Source organism: Kitasatospora sp. NPDC101157, assembly GCF_044768255.1.
Lineage (GTDB): Bacteria > Actinomycetota > Actinomycetes > Streptomycetales > Streptomycetaceae > Kitasatospora.
In genome coordinates this window covers 28,086-42,739 of the sequence record NZ_JBIWPL010000037.1, presented here as the reverse complement: position 1 = coordinate 42,739, position 14,654 = coordinate 28,086, and the positions used below count along the sequence as shown (strand labels likewise).

The window sequence follows — 14,654 nt, the reverse complement described above, 5'->3', positions numbered from 1 at the left end:
GTCGGATGGAGGGCCTGCTGGGAGCAATTGTCCGCCTCGCGGACGCTTACCGGTTCTCAGGGATTGTGGCTCACAGGCTCTGGCCGGCTTCGAGCTTCGGCAGGACCTGCTTGATGTCGTTGATCGGGATGGCGAAGCCGAGGCCGACGCTGCCGGCCGTGCTGCTGCCGCCGCCGGCGGTGGAGTTGGCGCCGTTCGGGGCGTACATGGCCGAGTTGATGGCGATGACCTGGCCGTTGGCGTTGATCAGCGGACCGCCGGAGTTGCCGGGGTTGAGGGCGGCGTCGGTCTGGAACGCCTTGTAGGTGGTGGTGTCGCCACCGCTCTGCTGCTGCGGGATGCTGCCGCGCAGGCCGGGCAGGTCGGGGAAGCCGAAACCGCCGTTGCCGCTGGTGGAGCCCTCGTCGAGCTGGACGGTGACGTCGCGGTTCTCGGCGCTGATGATGCCGGAGGTGACGGTGCCGGTGAGGCCGTCGGGGTTGCCGATGGCGACGACCGGGTCGCCGACGGCCACGGTGGAGGAGTCGCCGAGGACGGCGGGGGAGAGGTTCTTGGCGCCGGTCGCGGTGATCACGGCGACGTCGAGCTTCTTGTCGGTGCCGGTCACGGTGGCGGGGGCGGCGGAGCCGTCCTTGAAGGTGACGGTGATCCGGCCGCTGCCGCCGGCCGCGGTGTCGATCACGTGGAAGTTGGTGAGGATCCGGCCGCTGCCGTTCAGCACGACGCCGGTGCCGGTGGCGGTGCCGTTGCCGCTCTTGACGGTGATCTGGACGACGCTGGGGGAGACGGCGGAGGCGATGGCGGGCACGTTGGCGGTGCCGTCGGTGCGGGCGGAGACCGGGCTGGCGACGGTGCTGACGCGGGAGTCGGAGGACTGCCGGTCGGCGGCGACGACGCCTCCGGTGACCCCGCCGATGACGGCGGCGATCGCGGCGACGGCGGTGACCAGGGCGAGCCGTCCGCGCAGCAGGCCGCGGCGGGCCCGGCCGCCGTGGCCGCGGTGGTCCTCGGGCCCGGCGGGGTGGCCGAGCAGGGTGGGGGGCTCGGGCGGCATGGGAGGGGGAGGGGGCGGTCCGTCGAAGGCGCCGCCGGAGTGGTCCTCGCGGTACCCGTGGCCGGTGCGCGGGTCGGTGCTGCCGGCGCCGTGGCCGAGCACGGTGCCCTCGATGACGCGGGGCTGCTCGTACGGGCCGTACTGCTCGTCGGGGTGCTGCTGCTGTTCGCTCATGCCGACCAAGCTCCGCCCGGTGGATGAGGGCCGGATGAGAAGCGGCTCAGAACGCCCCGAGAAGCGCGTTGGCTTCTCATAAAGCCTGGTCAGGCCGCCCAGGGAGCGGAACCGGACGTTCCGCTCGGGTGGCTCCGGCCGCTTCCCCGTCCGGTCATTCCGGCAGGGCCCGCCCGGGCGTGGCGCCGTCGCAGCCGCAGGAACGGCGGATGACCAGGCGGGACGGGAACTTGCGGACCCGCTCGGTGTCCGATCCGGGCACCATCAGGGAGTCGTCCAGCACCAGGTCCACGGCGGCCCGGGCCATCGCGTCGCGGTCGGAGGCGACGGTGGTCAGCGGCGGGTCGGCGAGCGCGGCCTCGGGCACGTCGTCGAAGCCGGCGACCGCGAGGTCCTCGGGCACGCGCAGGCCGACCTCGCGGGCGGCCCGCAGCACGCCGATGGCCTGGTCGTCGGTGGAGCAGAAGACCGCCCGCGGCCGGTCCGGCCGGCGCAGCAGGTCGAGCGCGACCTCGTAGGCGCCGTAGCGGTGGAAGGGGGCGTCGATCAGGTGGGGCGCGGTGGGGACGCCGTGGGCGTCCATGGCGCGCTGCCAGCCCTCGACGTGGTCGATGACCGGGTCGCCGGGGGCGGGGGACTCCACCGGGCCGCCGAAGCAGGCCACGTACGGGTGCCCGTGCACCTCCAGCAGGTGGCGGACGACGGCCTCGGCGCCGCCGACGTCGTCGGTGACCACCGCGACGTCGTCGATCGCCTCGGGGCGGCGGTGCAGCAGCACCACCTTCGCGCCCTCCATCGCGGCGAACTCCTCGGCGGCGCGCTGCGAGGGGCCCTGGCTGACCAGGATCAGCCCGGAGACCCGCATGCCGAGGAAGGCGCGGACGTAGTGGACCTCGCGGTCGTCGACGTAGTCGGAGTTGCCGATCAGCACGAGCTTGCCGCGCTCGGAGGCGGCCCGTTCGACGGCGTGGGCCATCTCGGCGAAGAAGGGCTGGCGGGCGTCGGGGACGACCATGCCGATCAGGTTGGTCCGTCGGGAGGCCATCGCCTGGGCGACGCTGTTCGGCCGGTAGCCGAGCTGCTCGATCGCCGCGAGGACCTTCTCCCGGGTCGCGGGCGCGACCGGGCGCGGCCCGTTGTTGATCACGTAGCTGACGACCGCGGTCGAGGTCCCAGCCAGTCGGGCTACGTCGTCGCGCGTCACCTTGGCCACAGAGGGAGTCTACGCGTGTGGCCCCCGGGGCGGCAGTGGGACCTGTGGCCGATTCGGGGGTCGTACCGGGACGGATCCGGACGAGCCGGGCGGGGGACGGCCCGCCCGGCCCGTGCGGTCAGGCCTCCAGCGGGGTCGAGGAGCGCGGGGAGAGGTCCGGGCGCTCGCTCTTCTCGGCCTTCTCCGGGACGACGAAGCGGTAGCCGACGTTGCGCACGGTGCCGATCAGCTGCTCGTTCTCGACACCGAGCTTGGCGCGCAGCCGCCGGACGTGGACGTCCACCGTCCGGGTGCCGCCGAAGTAGTCGTAGCCCCAGACCTCCTGCAGCAGCTGGGCCCTGGTGAAGACCCGGCCGGGGTGCTGGGCGAGGTACTTGAGCAGCTCGAACTCCTTGAAGGTGAGGTCGAGTGCCCGGCCCTTGAGCTTCGCGGAGTAGGTGGCCTCGTCGACCGAGAGGTCGCCGTTGCGGATCTCCATCGGGCTGTCGTCGACGGCGACCTGCAGGCGGCCCAGGGCGAGCCGCAGCCGGGCCTCGACCTCGGCCGGTCCGGCGGTGTCCAGCAGGACGTCGTCGATGCCCCATTCGGCGGTCACGGCGGCCAGGCCGCCCTCGGTGACCACCAGGATCAGCGGGCAGCCGATGCCGGTGGAGCGCAGCAGCTGGCACAGGCTGCGGATCTGCGGCAGGTCGCGCCGTCCGTCGACCAGGATGACGTCCGCGCTGGGGGTGTCCACCAGGGCGGATCCCTCGGCGGGCGCGACCCGGACGTTGTGCAGCAGCAGGCCGAGGGCCGGCAGCACTTCGGCGGACGGCTGCAGCGCATTGGTGAGCAGGAGGAGAGAACTCATACCCGGTGGTCCCCTTTCCGGGTCGTCGCGGTCGCGTCCCGGCTGCCGCCGCAGCCGGAGGACGCAGGTGCTGAGGGGAGGGGGGAGGACGCCCGGGCGGCTTCGGGGGAGCGCGCGGCGCACCGGGGGTCCCGCAACCCCTGGCGCGCCGTTCCTGCCCTGTTCATCCCGCGAACCCTCCGGTCTGGTCCGGTCCCGGGTGGCGGCCCGGCGCCGGGTGACGACACCCCGCCGGGCCGGCACGTCCTTGTGCCGCGAGGCGGGGCGGTTCCTGCGGCGCGCCGGGGGTGGGCCGACGAATCGCACGAACGTCCGTACTGGCGTCCTGAAAGCACAAAAGGACCCGGGGGCGACTCTGCCCGGATCCCTCTTGGTCCACGAGGATAGCCGACTGCCCTGCGCGCCGGGAGTGCGCGAATCAGGCGGTTCGCCCAATCCGGGCGTGCGCCGGGTGAGCCTGGCCACAGCTTCGCGCGCCGCCCCGGGCCCGTCCGGCCAGGGCGATTGCCGCTCCGACCGGCGGACACGCCATCATGGGACGCACATCGGCGGCGCTGCCCGGGTCCATCGTTCGGGTGGTCGGGCGGGAGCTCCGGTGGTGAGCCGGACCGGGCCACCGGGACCGGGCGAGGACGAACGGAAGGGGTGGCCCGATGGGCGCGACCACCGAGCCCGCGAGCGGCGCCCGGGCGCGCGGGACGATCCGCTACTGGGCGGCGGCGAAGTCCGAGGCCGGGCTGGCCGAGGAGCCGTACGAGGCGGCGACCCTGGCGGAGGCGCTGGCCGCGGCCAGGGAGCGGCACGCCGACCGGCCGAAGCTCGTCCAGCTGCTCGGACACTGCTCGTACCTGGTCGACGGCGCGCAGGTGGGCGGCCGGGACCACGCGACGGTGGCCCTGACCGAGGGCGGGACGGTCGAGGTCCTCCCGCCGTTCGCGGGAGGGTGAGCGGCGTGACGGACATGAACGACCCGAACCACGGCGGCGGCTACGGCACCTGGCCGCAGCAGCCCCCGCAGCCCCAGCCGCATCCGCAGCAGCCGCCGCAGTACGCGGCGCAGCACCCGTACGGCTATCCGGTGGACGACGAGGCGGCGACCACGCTGCTGCCGCCGGTTCCGGCCTTCGACGACGCGGCCGCCACCACCCTGCTGCCGCCGGTGCCCGCGTTCGACGACGGGCCCGCGACCACGGTGCTCCCGCCCGTTCCGCCGCTGGACGACGCGGCGGCCACCACGCTGCTGCCGCCGGTGCGGGTCTCCGGCGCGATGCCGGTAGCCCCGCCGCAGCACCTCGGACGGCCTCCGGCGCAGCAGCCGCAGCCTCCGGTTCAGCACCCTCCGGTGCAGCCGCAGCAGCCCTCGCGGGCGCGGCACGCGGCTCCGGCCCCGCAGCCCGCCCCGCAGCAGGCCGCGCCCGCCGCCGGGATGCCCCCGGCAGGGATGCCGGCCGCCGGGATGCCGGAGGCCGGAGCGGGCTTCGACCCGCCGACCATGACGCTCAAGCGCCCGGACGCCCCCGCCGCCCCGCCGTGCGGCTCCCTCCCCGCGCAGCCGACCCCGCTCGCCGCGCCGACCGCCGCGCCCTCCGCCGCCCCGGGCGGCCGGACCGGTTCGCCGATCATCGACCCGGGCCTGCAGCCCGCCCTGATCACGGCGGGCGCGGCCGCGCTGCTGGCCGGGGGCGCCGCGCTGGGGCAGGTGGCGCTGGCCCTGGTGGTTGCGCTGCTGCAGCTGCTGACGGCGGCCGGCTGGTTCCGGCTGAACGGCATGTGGCCGGCCCGTCAGGGCATCCTGCTCGCCGCGCTGGCCGGGCTCGCCGCGGACGTGGCCGTGCTGCTGGCGGACTCCGACGGCGACGCGGCTGCCGTGGTGGGCGCTCTGGGCGGGTTCTTCCTGCTGGTCCTGGTGCTGCAGACGTTCCGTCCCTCGGATCCGAAGGAGCGGTTCTACGCGCTGACCGTGCTGGGTTCGGCCACCGTGGTGACGGCGCTGTGCACCACGCTGCTGCTGGCCGACTGGGTGCCGGCCGGGGTCGGCGCGGTGGCGCTGGCCACCCTGCTGGCGGCGACGCCGCTGCCCGGCCCGAAGCAGCTGGGCCCGGTGCTGGGCCTGGTGGCGGCGGTGCTGCTGGGCTTCCTGGTGGGCGCGCCGGTGGCGCTGGGGGCGCTCGCCGGGCTGGGCGCGCTGATCGGCCGCCGGGTCGCGGCGTACGACTTCCCGTCCCGCTTCGTGCACATGACGGCGGGCGTGGCGCTGCCGCTCGCGGTGGCCGCGCCGCTGATCTGGATGGCCACCGACCTGCTGGCCGGCTGAGCCGGGTACGTCATGACCGCGTCCCGCCCCGGAACCACCTTCCGGGGCGGGACGTCGTACGGTCGTGCGGAAGGAGCCGCGTCCGGACGGCTCCGGGACGGAACGCCTGCGGAACGAGACGGCTCCGGGACGGAACGGCTCCGGGACGGAACGACGACGGCGACCGGCGACGACGGGGGACACGATGCGCGGATGGCTGAAGGCGACGATCGGCCTGGCGGTGGTCGCCGGCCTGCTGGTGGGCGCGGACCGGATCGCGGTCGGCGTGGCCGAGGACGAGGCCGCCGACCAACTGGTGAAGAGCGGCCAGATGAGCCGGCGGCCGGACGTCACGATCGAGGGCTTCCCGTTCCTGACCCAGGCGGTGTCCAAGAAGCTGGACGACGTCCGGATCTCCTCGGACGGCCTGACCGTCCGGAACAACGGCCAGCAGGTCGCGCTGCACTCCTTCAAGGCGAAGCTCTCGGGCGTCGAGGTGAGCGACAGCCTGAACAGCGCCACCATGGACAGCGGCACCGGCAGCGGCGTGATCACCTACCAGGACCTCGCCCAGCTGCTCCCCCCGGCCTCCCAGCTGCTGGGCGGTGCCCCGCTGCCGGGCGGCGCCAACTCCCGGCTGAGCCTGTCGTACGGCGGTCCGGGCAAGGTCAAGGCCTCGCTGGGGCCGGTCTCGGTCGGTGAGGCCACCGTGCACAACGAGGGCAACACCGTCACCGTGGACGGCCTCAAGCTGAGCTCGCTGGCCGAGATGTTCGCCGGGCTGGCCAACCGGAAGGTCGCTCCGGCCGGCTTCACCCTGGACTCGATGCCGGCCGGGCTGAAGCTGGCCGCCAAGGACGGGGTGACGCCGCTGCCGGACGGCCTCCAGCTGTCCTTCGAGGGCAAGGACGTCAAGCTGCTGGGCTGACCGGGCGCTGCCGCCCGCCACCGGGCCCGTCCCCGCTCCGCCTCCTCCCTCTACCTCGTCCGGTCCGCTCCGCGAGACGCGCTGTCCAGCGCGACGCGCGGAGCGGTGCCGTTTCCGCCCGTTGTGCGCCTCCGCCGGGCGTCCGGCCCGGGCCCACGGGAGCGCCCGGAGGCAGAATCCCATCATCCGACCGTTTGGATCTCGGTATTCGATACGCTGATGACAGCAGGCCGCCGGTGTCCCTAGCATCGTCGGCATGAAGCGACAGACGGATCTCACGAAGCGGCGGGCGGTCGACCTGTGCCGCGTGGCCGCCTGTCTGTGTCGAATGCGCTAAGTCGGCATTCTGGCAGGGCAGTTGACGCCCGCCGCCGATCTCTCCGGTGACCTCGCCCGGCTCCTCGGGCCGGTGGCCGCCGCCGTACCCCGCACTTCCCCGCCCGGTCGCCCCGGCTCGCTCCTCCATCCCGTCATTCGGACAGGATTTCGGACGGGAATTCGGGCCGCACCCGTTCGGGCACCCTGCAGCACCTGCTGAGCAGTACCTTCCGCCAACCGCCCTCGGATGGAGAACACCACCATGAGCCGCAGCGACGTCCTGGTCGACGCCGACTGGGTCCAGGCCCACCTGGACGACCCGAAGGTCGTCATCGTCGAGGTCGACGAGGACACCTCCGCGTACGACAAGAACCACATCCGCAACGCCGTCCGGATCGACTGGAAGAAGGACCTCCAGGACCCGGTCCGCCGCGACTTCATCGACCAGGCCGGCTTCGAGGCGCTGCTCAGCGCCAAGGGCATCGCCAACGACGACACCGTCGTCCTCTACGGCGGCAACAACAACTGGTTCGCCTCCTACGCCTACTGGTACTTCAAGCTGTACGGCCACGGCGACGTCCGCCTGCTGGACGGCGGCCGCAAGAAGTGGGAGCTGGACTCCCGCGACCTGGTCGCTGAGGTCCCGGCCCGCCCGGCCACCGAGTACAAGGCGCAGGCCGCCGACTCCTCGATCCGCGCCTTCCGCGACGACGTGGTCGCCGCCATCGGCAACCTCAACCTGGTCGACGTCCGCTCGCCCGACGAGTTCTCCGGCAAGCTGCTCGCCCCGGCGCACCTCCCGCAGGAGCAGTCCCAGCGCCCCGGCCACGTGCCGAGCGCCCGCAACATCCCGTGGGCCAAGAACGCCAACGACGACGGCACCTTCAAGAGCGACGAGGAGCTCAAGGCCCTGTACGAGGCCGAGGGTATCGACCTGGCGAAGGACACCATCGCCTACTGCCGCATCGGCGAGCGCTCCGCGCTCACCTGGTTCGTGCTGCACGAGCTGCTCGGCCAGCAGAACGTCAAGAACTACGACGGTTCGTGGACCGAGTACGGCAGCCTGGTCGGCGTGCCGATCGAGCTCGGCAACTGAGCCTCCGGCTCGACCCGTAAGTCAGAAGGGAAAACCAGACATGTGCGGTGCGAAGGCCGGCGGCCCGGACCTGGCAGGAGTTGACGTGGCGAACGAGACGATCATCCAGGGTTCGGTGACCCGCGACGGTGAGCCGGTCAACGGCTACGTCCGGCTGCTGGACGAGAACAACGAGTTCACGGCCGAGGTGCCCACCTCGGCGACCGGCCAGTTCCGGTTCTTCGCCCGCCCGGGCAAGTGGACCCTGCGGGCACTCGTCCCGGGCCAGACCGTGGACCGTCAGGTGGTGGCCTCCCAGGGCACCGCCGTCGAGGTCGCGATCGCGGTCTGACCAGGACGGACGACCACGCCGGGGGCCCCTGCCGCGCAGGGGCCCCCGGCCGTACCGTGGAAGACGTGCAGACGAGGCGCCGGCGGCGCTACTACTACGCCATGATGGGCGTGTGCCTGGGCATGTTCGTCCTGGCCTGGGGCTTGGTGCGGTTCTACTCGGTGTGCGCCGCGGTGGGCCTGTGCGTGGTCGCCATGGTGATCCCGCCCGCCGCCGCGGTCTTCGCCAACAAGCGGGACCCGGAGGACGACTGGTGGAACGACCCGCGCTGGGACGACCCGAAGTGGGACGACCCCGGTCACGACCGGGACCACCCCGATCACGACCCGCACGACGAGCCCCGGTAGCCGGGCCTGCCCGGGCCCGGTACGGGACCGGGGCCGGGCCGGGCGGGTCCTAGTAGACGAGCGCCTGGACGCCGTCCGCGGTGATCTCGCTGACGAAGACCTGCGCGCCCGCGATCCGGACGCCCTCGACGGTGTCCTTCTGCTCGATCCCGCGCCGGGCCGCGCACTGGGTGCACAGCGTCACCGAGCCGGCGGCCAGGATCGATTCCAGCAGGTCCGGCAGGGGCGCGGCGTGCGGCAGCTCGAACTCCGCCGCCTTCCCCGGCAGGGCGAACCAGGAGGACTCCCCGGTCAGCCAGAGCGAGACCTCGATCCCGCTGGCGACGGCCACGGCCGCCACCGTGAAGGCCTGCGAGCACCGCTCCGGCGCGTCCGCCCCGGCGGTGACCTTGATGACGAGCTTCTTCGACATGGCGCCACCTTAGAGGTCCCGCCGCCCCCGCCCGCCGTCATCGCGGAATCCCTTGGGCAAACCTTGGACGGCGCCCACGCGGGGGCGCGGAACCCGACGTGGCGGGGCTCACCGCGACCGGCCGGACCACGACGGATAGAGTGAGCCCGCAAAATCCACCACAACTGTCGCCGCCTGGGAGCCCCCCGTGTCCGGTCTGGAAATGTTCTTCGACGGTCTGCTGGCCCTCATGGCCGTGCTGATCACCTGGTTCGCCATCTTCTCGGTGATGAAGCTCTACCAGGGCCAGCGCTGACCCTGCCGTACGGTTGAGGCAGACCGCACCGACCACGACAGCGACCAGGAACATGATCGAGATCCCTTCCGACCTCCACAAGGACGTCGTTCCGCTCGCCTTCCTCCTCGGCACCTGGGAGGGTGCGGGCGTATACGCCCCTCTGCCGAACGAGGGGGACCCGGGCACGGAGAAGTGCAACTTCGGCCAGGAGATCGTGATCCGGCACGACGGCCGCCCCTTCCTGGAGTTCCGCTCCCGCACCTGGGTGCTGAACGAGGAGGGCGAGAAGGTCCGTCCGCTGGAGAACGAGCACGCGTTCTGGCGCATCACCAGCAACCACGACGGCACCACCGGCGCGCGCGGGATCGAGATCTCCTCCGTCCGTGACGACGGCACGGTCGAGATCTGGTACGGCGAGCTGGCCGACGGCAAGCCGCAGGTCGACGTGTCCACCGACGCGGTGGCCCGGATCGAGGGCTCCCCGGAGTACTCCGGCGGCAAGCGGCTGTACGGCTTCGTCAACGGCGAGCTGCTCTGGGTCGGCGAGAAGGCCGCCCCGAACGTGCCGCTGCGCCCGTACATGTCCGCCCAGCTGAAGAAGGTGCTCAGCCCGGCCCAGCTGATCAAGGACATCAACGACCTGCCGGACGACGGCATCGCCTTCTTCAAGTAGGCATCGCACGGTCTGTGCACGAGGTAGGGACCGGCCCCCGGCCGGTCCCTACACTTGCCTCAGGACCCCCGACCTTGGCAGGGACAGAACCGTGGCGGACACCGGCACCACCGACTGGCAGCTCTCCGGCGACTGGAAGGCCGACCTGCGCGAGCGCGGCTACCGCCTCACGCCGCAGCGGCAGCTCGTACTGGAGGCCGTGGACGTCCTCGACCACGCCACCCCCGACGACATCCTCTGCCACGTCCGCAAGACCGCCAGCGGCGTCAACATCTCCACCGTCTACCGGACCCTGGAACTGCTGGAGGAGCTGGGCCTGGTCTCGCACGCCCACCTCGGCCACGGCGCCCCGACGTACCACCTGGCCGGCCGCCACCACCACCTGCACCTGGTCTGCCGGGACTGCGAGAAGGTCACCGAGACCGGCACCGAGATCGCCCGGCCGCTGATCGACCGGCTGCGCGAGGAGCACGGTTTCGACACCGACCTCAAGCACTTCGCCATCTTCGGCCGCTGCGCCGACTGCACCGCGAAGCAGACGGACGGCCGGTCGTAAGCTGGCCGGTATGACCGGTGTGAAGAGTCCGCTGCTTGCCCTGCCCGGAGCCGTCCCCGCCGAGGGGGCCGACGAGGGCGTCGCCGCCCACTACGGCGACATCTTCCGTGAGCAACGGAACCTGTCGCAGGGCACCGGCTTCGTCGACCTCTCGCACCGCGGCGTGGTCACCGTCACCGGCGCGGACCGCCTCTCCTGGCTGCACCTGCTGCTCACCCAGCACGTGAGCCAGCTGGAGCCGCAGCACGCCACCGAGGCGCTGGTGCTCTCCCCGAACGGGCACGTCGAGCACGCCCTCTACCTGGTCGACGACGGCGCCACCACCTGGGCCCACGTCGAGCCGGGCACCCAGGGCGCGCTGGTGGCCTACCTGGAGAGTATGAAGTTCTTCTACCGGGTGGAGGTCGCCGACGCGACCGCCGACTACGCCGTGGTCCACCTGCCGGCCGGCGCCACCGGCTCCGTCGAGCGCGCCGCCGCAGTCCGCGAACTCCCGTACGGGCGGGACCTGTTCGTGCCGCGCGGCGAACTGGCCGAGGTCACCGCCGGGTTCGGCCCGGCGGCCGGGGTCTGGGCGTACGAGGCCCTGCGGATCGAGGGCCACCGGCCCCGGCTCGGCTTCGAGACCGACCACCGGACCATCCCGCACGAGGTGGACTGGCTGAGCACCGCCGTCCACCTGCAGAAGGGCTGCTACCGCGGCCAGGAGACCGTCGCCCGGGTGCACAACCTGGGCCGTCCGCCGCGCCGGCTGGTCTTCCTGCACCTGGACGGCACCGAGGAGACGCTGCCCCCGCACGGCACCGAGGTGCGGCTGGCCTCCGAGCCGGACGGGCGCTCGCTGGGCTTCGTGACCTCCTCGGCCCGGCACCACGAGCTGGGGCCGATCGCGCTGGCGATCGTCAAGCGGAACGTTCCGGTGGACGCGGTGCTGCTGGCCGGGACGGTCCCGGGCACCCAGGACGTGATCGTCCCGCAGTAGTGCCTGCCGGGGCCCGGACCCGGGGGCCTCAGACCTCGACGAGGACGGTGAACGGGCCGTCGTTCACCAGCGCCACCTGCATGTCGGCGCCGAACCGGCCCGTCTCCACCTTGGCGCCGAGCGACCGCAGTTGGGCGACCACCTCGTCCACCAGCGGCTCGGCGACCGGCCCGGGGGCGGCCGCGGTCCAGGTGGGGCGGCGGCCCTTGCGGGCGTCGCCGTAGAGGGTGAACTGGCTGATCACCAGCAGCGGGCCGCCGATGTCCGAGCAACTCTGCTCCACACCCTCGCCGTTGACCGGGAGGATCCGCAGCGTCCAGAGCTTGCGGGCCAGTTGGGCCGCCTTGGCCGGGGTGTCCTCGTGGGTCACGCCGACCAGGACGCAGAGCCCGGGCCCCTCGATCGCGCCGACGGTCTCTCCGGCCACGGTCACCCGGGCCTCGGTCACTCGCTGCACCACTGCTCGCATGCCGCCATTGTGCCGGAGCGCCGTGCGGCCCGGCGGGGCCTCCGGGGAATCCGAGGGAGCCCGGGATCCGGGGATCCCGGAATCCGCGCGGGTTGCCGGTCCCGGGGCCCGCGCCGGGATGGTGACCGGGACGGTGAGGGGGCGCACACGAGGGGCGCGCAAAGGGGTGGCGCGCGCCGTGCAGCGCGCGCCTGCGCAGGTTCGGGCGCTGCTCCTGCTGCGGAAAGCCCTGTTCATATCAGCCACCCCCGTTCGCCAGGGGGCCGTTCGGGTGCACGGGCGGTGCGCGCGCGCCGGATGGGGTGGCACGCTGGGGGACCGTACGAAGGCCCGGCGCGCCTGGAGGTCCGCCGCACCGGGCCGGGGTTCGGCCGGCGGTCGAGCCGGTAGGTCAGGCGTTCTGTCCGGGGTCGCCCCGGTGGGTGATCCCGGCCGGGGAGCGGAACCCCTTCGGGGCCCCCGGGCGTGCCAACGGACGGAACGCGCGAGCCCGTCGGGGGACGGGCCGGACCGGCGGCAGGGACGGGCTGCCGCGAGCGGGCGGGATCGGACGACGGCAGGTGGGCTGGATGATGGACACGAGCGGCGCGGCGTGGAACCGATCCGGGCAGGTGGCGCAGGCCCCCGGGTCCCCGTCCTGGGCGGTCGGCCCGGACGGCGAGCCCGACCTGGAGCGGCTGGGCCTGGACCAGCTGCGGATCCTGCGCAGGGAGACCATGGAGCAGGAGGCCGACCTGTCGTACCTGCGGCGGCTGCTGCACGGGCGGATGGACATCCTGCGCGCCGAGCTCGACCGGCGCCCCGGCGGTGGCCCGGCCCTCCCGGCCCGGGCTGGTGGCCGCGGCAGCGGCGCCCCGGCGGTCGGCGGGGAGTCCGGCGGCGATCTGCTGGACCGGCTGCCGGCCATCCTGAGCGACGCGCCCTCCACCGTGCGGCGCTCGGCCCGGCACGTCACCCTCGGCCCGCCGCGCACCCAGGAGTCCCAGCTGGAGGCGGACGCGCTGATGGGCGACGTCCAGCTCGCCGACCTCGCCGCGCACCCGGCGGAGGAGCTGCTGGCCGCCCTGGAACGGCTGCGCGCCCACGAGCGCGAGGTGTCCGGACGGCGGCAGCGGCTGTTGCGGACGGCCGATGGTTGCAATGCCGAGATCACCCGCAGGTACCGTGATGGGGAAGCACGGGTCGACGACCTGCTCTCGGAGAGGCCGCTCTGACCGGGTGAGTCGTCGGGCGCGGGTAGGGGTCCGGCTTCCTCCCGGCCACCACCCTCGCCCCCGGAAGGCACCCGATGTCCCAGCTCGCCACCCTGCCCGTGCTCGCCGAGGTCATACGCTCGGGCTTCACCGAGGGCCGCCACCACGGCACCCTGGTCCTGCTCGCCGCCGACGGCTCGGTGGAGTTCGCGCTCGGCGACCCCGACGCGCCGGTCTTCCCCCGCTCCACGGCCAAGCCGTTCCAGGCGGTGGCCACCCTGCGGGCCGGACTGGCGATCGGGGGCGAGCTGCTGGCGCTGGCGGCCTCCAGCCACTCTGCTGAATCGTTTCACCTCGACGGTGTCCGGGCCATCCTCGGCTCCGCAGGACTCGACGAGTCGGCCCTGCGCACCCCGGCCGACCTGCCGTTGGACGAGGCCGAGGCGGAGCTGCTGCTCGGCGCCGGCGGGCGGCGCGCACCGATCCTGATGGACTGCTCCGGCAAGCACGCTGGCTGGCTGGCCGCCTGCGTCGCCAACGGCTGGGACACCGGCAGCTACCTCGACCCGGCGCACCCGATCCAGGAGCTGGCCCGCGAGGCCCTCGCGGAGGGCACCGGCGAGACCCCCGTGCACACCGGCGTGGACGGCTGCGGCGCCCCGCTGCTGGCCGTCACCCTGACCGGCCTGGCCCGCGCCTACCGCGGCCTGGTGCTGGCCGCCGAGGGCACCGCGCAGCGCCGGGTCGCCGACGCCATGCGCGCCCACCCCGAGTACGTGGCCGGCACCCGCCGGGCCGACACCTGGCTGATGCGGGCCGTCCCGGGCGCGCTGTCCAAGATGGGCGCCGAGGCCGTCCAGGTGGTCGCGCTGCCGGACGGTCGGGCGCTCGCCTTCAAGATCGACGACGGCGCGGAGCGGGCCCGCGGCCCGGTGCTGGCGGCCGCGCTGCGCAGGCTCGGTGTGACCGGCGCGGACGACACCGTCGAGCGGATCGGCACGGCCCCGCTGCTCGGCGGCGGCGCCCCGGTCGGCGAGGTTCGGGCGGCCTTCTAGCCGGGCCCGGGCGGGCTTCCGGCGGGCCGGTGCGGCCCCCCTGCGCACCCCGTCCGGGGTGCGGGCGGCCCCGGGCCGGTGCACGGTGGACCGGGGGCCGTCGCACAGCTGAGGGAGTCGCCATGACCGACCACGTGTACCGGGTGACCGAGATCGTCGGGTCCTCGACCGAGAGCGTCGACGCCGCGATCCGCAACGGGGTGGAACGGGCCTCCCGGACGCTGCGCAACCTCGACTGGTTCGAGGTCTCGCAGGTCCGGGGCCACCTGGAGGAGGGCCGGATCAAGCACTACCAGGTGTGCATCAAGGTCGGCTTCCGGCTGGAGGACTGAGCGGCTCCCGGGGACGACAGGGGCCGGGGTCCGCGGACTCATCCGCGGACCCCGGCCCCGGGAATCCGTCCCGACCTGCCTCGAACTGCTCCGAACGGACC

18 protein-coding genes are annotated in these 14,654 nt (G+C 73.6%); 13 read left to right on the top strand and 5 right to left on the bottom strand.

Annotated features, from left to right (window positions below; genetic code table 11):
* Positions 1-70: 70 nt before the first annotated feature.
* The 3 genes from ACIRVF_RS39590 to ACIRVF_RS39580 form a co-directional block, all read right to left on the bottom strand.
* Positions 71-1,228 carry a S1C family serine protease gene (locus tag ACIRVF_RS39590; RefSeq protein WP_402829303.1) on the bottom strand — a complete coding sequence of 386 codons (1,158 nt, stop codon included), beginning with the start codon at positions 1,226-1,228 and terminating at the stop codon, positions 71-73.
* A 154-nt stretch (positions 1,229-1,382) separates the two neighbouring features.
* Positions 1,383-2,441, bottom strand: coding sequence for a LacI family DNA-binding transcriptional regulator (locus ACIRVF_RS39585; protein WP_402829301.1), 1,059 nt, complete (start codon positions 2,439-2,441; stop codon positions 1,383-1,385).
* 118 nt (positions 2,442-2,559) lie between these two features.
* Positions 2,560-3,291, bottom strand: coding sequence for a response regulator transcription factor (locus ACIRVF_RS39580; protein WP_402829299.1), 732 nt, complete (start codon positions 3,289-3,291; stop codon positions 2,560-2,562).
* Positions 3,292-3,944: 653 nt separating this feature from the next.
* Between ACIRVF_RS39580 and ACIRVF_RS39575 the strand changes: the two genes are divergently transcribed.
* From ACIRVF_RS39575 to ACIRVF_RS39545, 7 genes are all read left to right on the top strand, one after another.
* Positions 3,945-4,238 (top strand): MoaD/ThiS family protein, encoded by a 294-nt coding sequence (locus ACIRVF_RS39575; protein ID WP_402829297.1) that lies wholly within the window; start codon positions 3,945-3,947, stop codon positions 4,236-4,238.
* Positions 4,239-4,243: 5 nt separating this feature from the next.
* Positions 4,244-5,605: a hypothetical protein gene (locus tag ACIRVF_RS39570; RefSeq protein ID WP_402829295.1), complete on the top strand. Its 1,362-nt coding sequence runs from the start codon at positions 4,244-4,246 to the stop codon at positions 5,603-5,605.
* 184 nt (positions 5,606-5,789) lie between these two features.
* Positions 5,790-6,512, top strand: a complete 723-nt coding sequence (locus ACIRVF_RS39565; RefSeq protein WP_402829293.1) for a DUF2993 domain-containing protein — start codon at positions 5,790-5,792, stop codon at positions 6,510-6,512.
* 256 nt (positions 6,513-6,768) lie between these two features.
* A complete protein-coding gene (locus ACIRVF_RS39560) occupies positions 6,769-6,849 on the top strand; it encodes an Ms5788A family Cys-rich leader peptide (protein WP_350517234.1) in 81 nt (26 codons plus the stop codon).
* Between the two features lie 243 nt (positions 6,850-7,092).
* Positions 7,093-7,926 carry a sulfurtransferase gene (locus ACIRVF_RS39555; protein ID WP_402829291.1) on the top strand — a complete coding sequence of 278 codons (834 nt, stop codon included), beginning with the start codon at positions 7,093-7,095 and terminating at the stop codon, positions 7,924-7,926.
* 40 nt (positions 7,927-7,966) lie between these two features.
* A complete protein-coding gene (locus tag ACIRVF_RS39550) occupies positions 7,967-8,257 on the top strand; it encodes a DUF1416 domain-containing protein (protein ID WP_030288989.1) in 291 nt (96 codons plus the stop codon).
* A 65-nt stretch (positions 8,258-8,322) separates the two neighbouring features.
* Positions 8,323-8,604 (top strand): DUF3099 domain-containing protein, encoded by a 282-nt coding sequence (locus ACIRVF_RS39545; protein WP_402829289.1) that lies wholly within the window; start codon positions 8,323-8,325, stop codon positions 8,602-8,604.
* A gap of 49 nt (positions 8,605-8,653) precedes the next feature.
* On the opposite strand, the gene ACIRVF_RS39540 is transcribed toward ACIRVF_RS39545, so the two are convergent.
* On the bottom strand, positions 8,654-9,016 hold the full coding sequence (locus ACIRVF_RS39540) for a DsrE family protein (RefSeq protein WP_396244745.1): 363 nt from the start codon (positions 9,014-9,016) through the stop codon (positions 8,654-8,656).
* 347 nt (positions 9,017-9,363) lie between these two features.
* Here ACIRVF_RS39540 and ACIRVF_RS39535 point away from each other — a divergent pair, with 347 nt between their 5' ends.
* The 3 genes from ACIRVF_RS39535 to ACIRVF_RS39525 all read left to right on the top strand — a co-directional run bounded on the left by ACIRVF_RS39535 (position 9,364) and on the right by ACIRVF_RS39525 (position 11,504).
* Positions 9,364-9,966, top strand: a complete 603-nt coding sequence (locus tag ACIRVF_RS39535; protein WP_402829287.1) for an FABP family protein — start codon at positions 9,364-9,366, stop codon at positions 9,964-9,966.
* Positions 9,967-10,057: 91 nt separating this feature from the next.
* Positions 10,058-10,522, top strand: a complete 465-nt coding sequence (locus ACIRVF_RS39530) for a Fur family transcriptional regulator (protein WP_402829285.1) — start codon at positions 10,058-10,060, stop codon at positions 10,520-10,522.
* Positions 10,523-10,541: 19 nt separating this feature from the next.
* Positions 10,542-11,504, top strand: coding sequence for a YgfZ/GcvT domain-containing protein (locus ACIRVF_RS39525; protein ID WP_402829343.1), 963 nt, complete (start codon positions 10,542-10,544; stop codon positions 11,502-11,504).
* A 28-nt stretch (positions 11,505-11,532) separates the two neighbouring features.
* On the opposite strand, the gene dtd is transcribed toward ACIRVF_RS39525, so the two are convergent.
* Positions 11,533-11,973 carry a D-aminoacyl-tRNA deacylase gene (gene dtd / locus ACIRVF_RS39520; RefSeq protein ID WP_402829283.1) on the bottom strand — a complete coding sequence of 147 codons (441 nt, stop codon included), beginning with the start codon at positions 11,971-11,973 and terminating at the stop codon, positions 11,533-11,535.
* Positions 11,974-12,542: 569 nt separating this feature from the next.
* Here dtd and ACIRVF_RS39515 point away from each other — a divergent pair.
* The 3 genes from ACIRVF_RS39515 (at position 12,543) to ACIRVF_RS39505 (ending at position 14,553) form a co-directional block, all read left to right on the top strand.
* The gene (locus ACIRVF_RS39515; protein WP_402829281.1) at positions 12,543-13,187 is read left to right on the top strand and encodes an ABC transporter substrate-binding protein; all 645 of its coding nucleotides are present in this window, start codon (positions 12,543-12,545) and stop codon (positions 13,185-13,187) included.
* Between the two features lie 74 nt (positions 13,188-13,261).
* On the top strand, positions 13,262-14,221 hold the full coding sequence (locus ACIRVF_RS39510) for an asparaginase (RefSeq protein ID WP_402829279.1): 960 nt from the start codon (positions 13,262-13,264) through the stop codon (positions 14,219-14,221).
* Between the two features lie 122 nt (positions 14,222-14,343).
* Positions 14,344-14,553 (top strand): dodecin, encoded by a 210-nt coding sequence (locus tag ACIRVF_RS39505; protein WP_359909395.1) that lies wholly within the window; start codon positions 14,344-14,346, stop codon positions 14,551-14,553.
* The last annotated feature ends 101 nt before the right edge of the window (positions 14,554-14,654 follow it).

Excerpts from the sequence above, each read along its gene's own strand:
- ACIRVF_RS39590 (WP_402829303.1), bottom strand. The coding sequence starts at position 1,228 with ATGAGCGAACAGCAGCAGCACCCCGACGAGCAGTACGGCCCGTACGAG.
- ACIRVF_RS39580 (WP_402829299.1), bottom strand. The coding sequence starts at position 3,291 with ATGAGTTCTCTCCTCCTGCTCACCAATGCGCTGCAGCCGTCCGCCGAA.
- ACIRVF_RS39575 (WP_402829297.1), top strand. The coding sequence starts at position 3,945 with ATGGGCGCGACCACCGAGCCCGCGAGCGGCGCCCGGGCGCGCGGGACG.
- ACIRVF_RS39565 (WP_402829293.1), top strand. The coding sequence starts at position 5,790 with ATGCGCGGATGGCTGAAGGCGACGATCGGCCTGGCGGTGGTCGCCGGC.
- ACIRVF_RS39560 (WP_350517234.1), top strand. The coding sequence starts at position 6,769 with ATGAAGCGACAGACGGATCTCACGAAGCGGCGGGCGGTCGACCTGTGC.
- ACIRVF_RS39555 (WP_402829291.1), top strand. The coding sequence starts at position 7,093 with ATGAGCCGCAGCGACGTCCTGGTCGACGCCGACTGGGTCCAGGCCCAC.
- ACIRVF_RS39550 (WP_030288989.1), top strand. The coding sequence starts at position 7,967 with ATGTGCGGTGCGAAGGCCGGCGGCCCGGACCTGGCAGGAGTTGACGTG.
- ACIRVF_RS39540 (WP_396244745.1), bottom strand. The coding sequence starts at position 9,016 with ATGTCGAAGAAGCTCGTCATCAAGGTCACCGCCGGGGCGGACGCGCCG.
- ACIRVF_RS39535 (WP_402829287.1), top strand. The coding sequence starts at position 9,364 with ATGATCGAGATCCCTTCCGACCTCCACAAGGACGTCGTTCCGCTCGCC.
- dtd (WP_402829283.1), bottom strand. The coding sequence starts at position 11,973 with ATGCGAGCAGTGGTGCAGCGAGTGACCGAGGCCCGGGTGACCGTGGCC.
- ACIRVF_RS39515 (WP_402829281.1), top strand. The coding sequence starts at position 12,543 with ATGATGGACACGAGCGGCGCGGCGTGGAACCGATCCGGGCAGGTGGCG.
- ACIRVF_RS39510 (WP_402829279.1), top strand. The coding sequence starts at position 13,262 with ATGTCCCAGCTCGCCACCCTGCCCGTGCTCGCCGAGGTCATACGCTCG.
- ACIRVF_RS39505 (WP_359909395.1), top strand. The coding sequence starts at position 14,344 with ATGACCGACCACGTGTACCGGGTGACCGAGATCGTCGGGTCCTCGACC.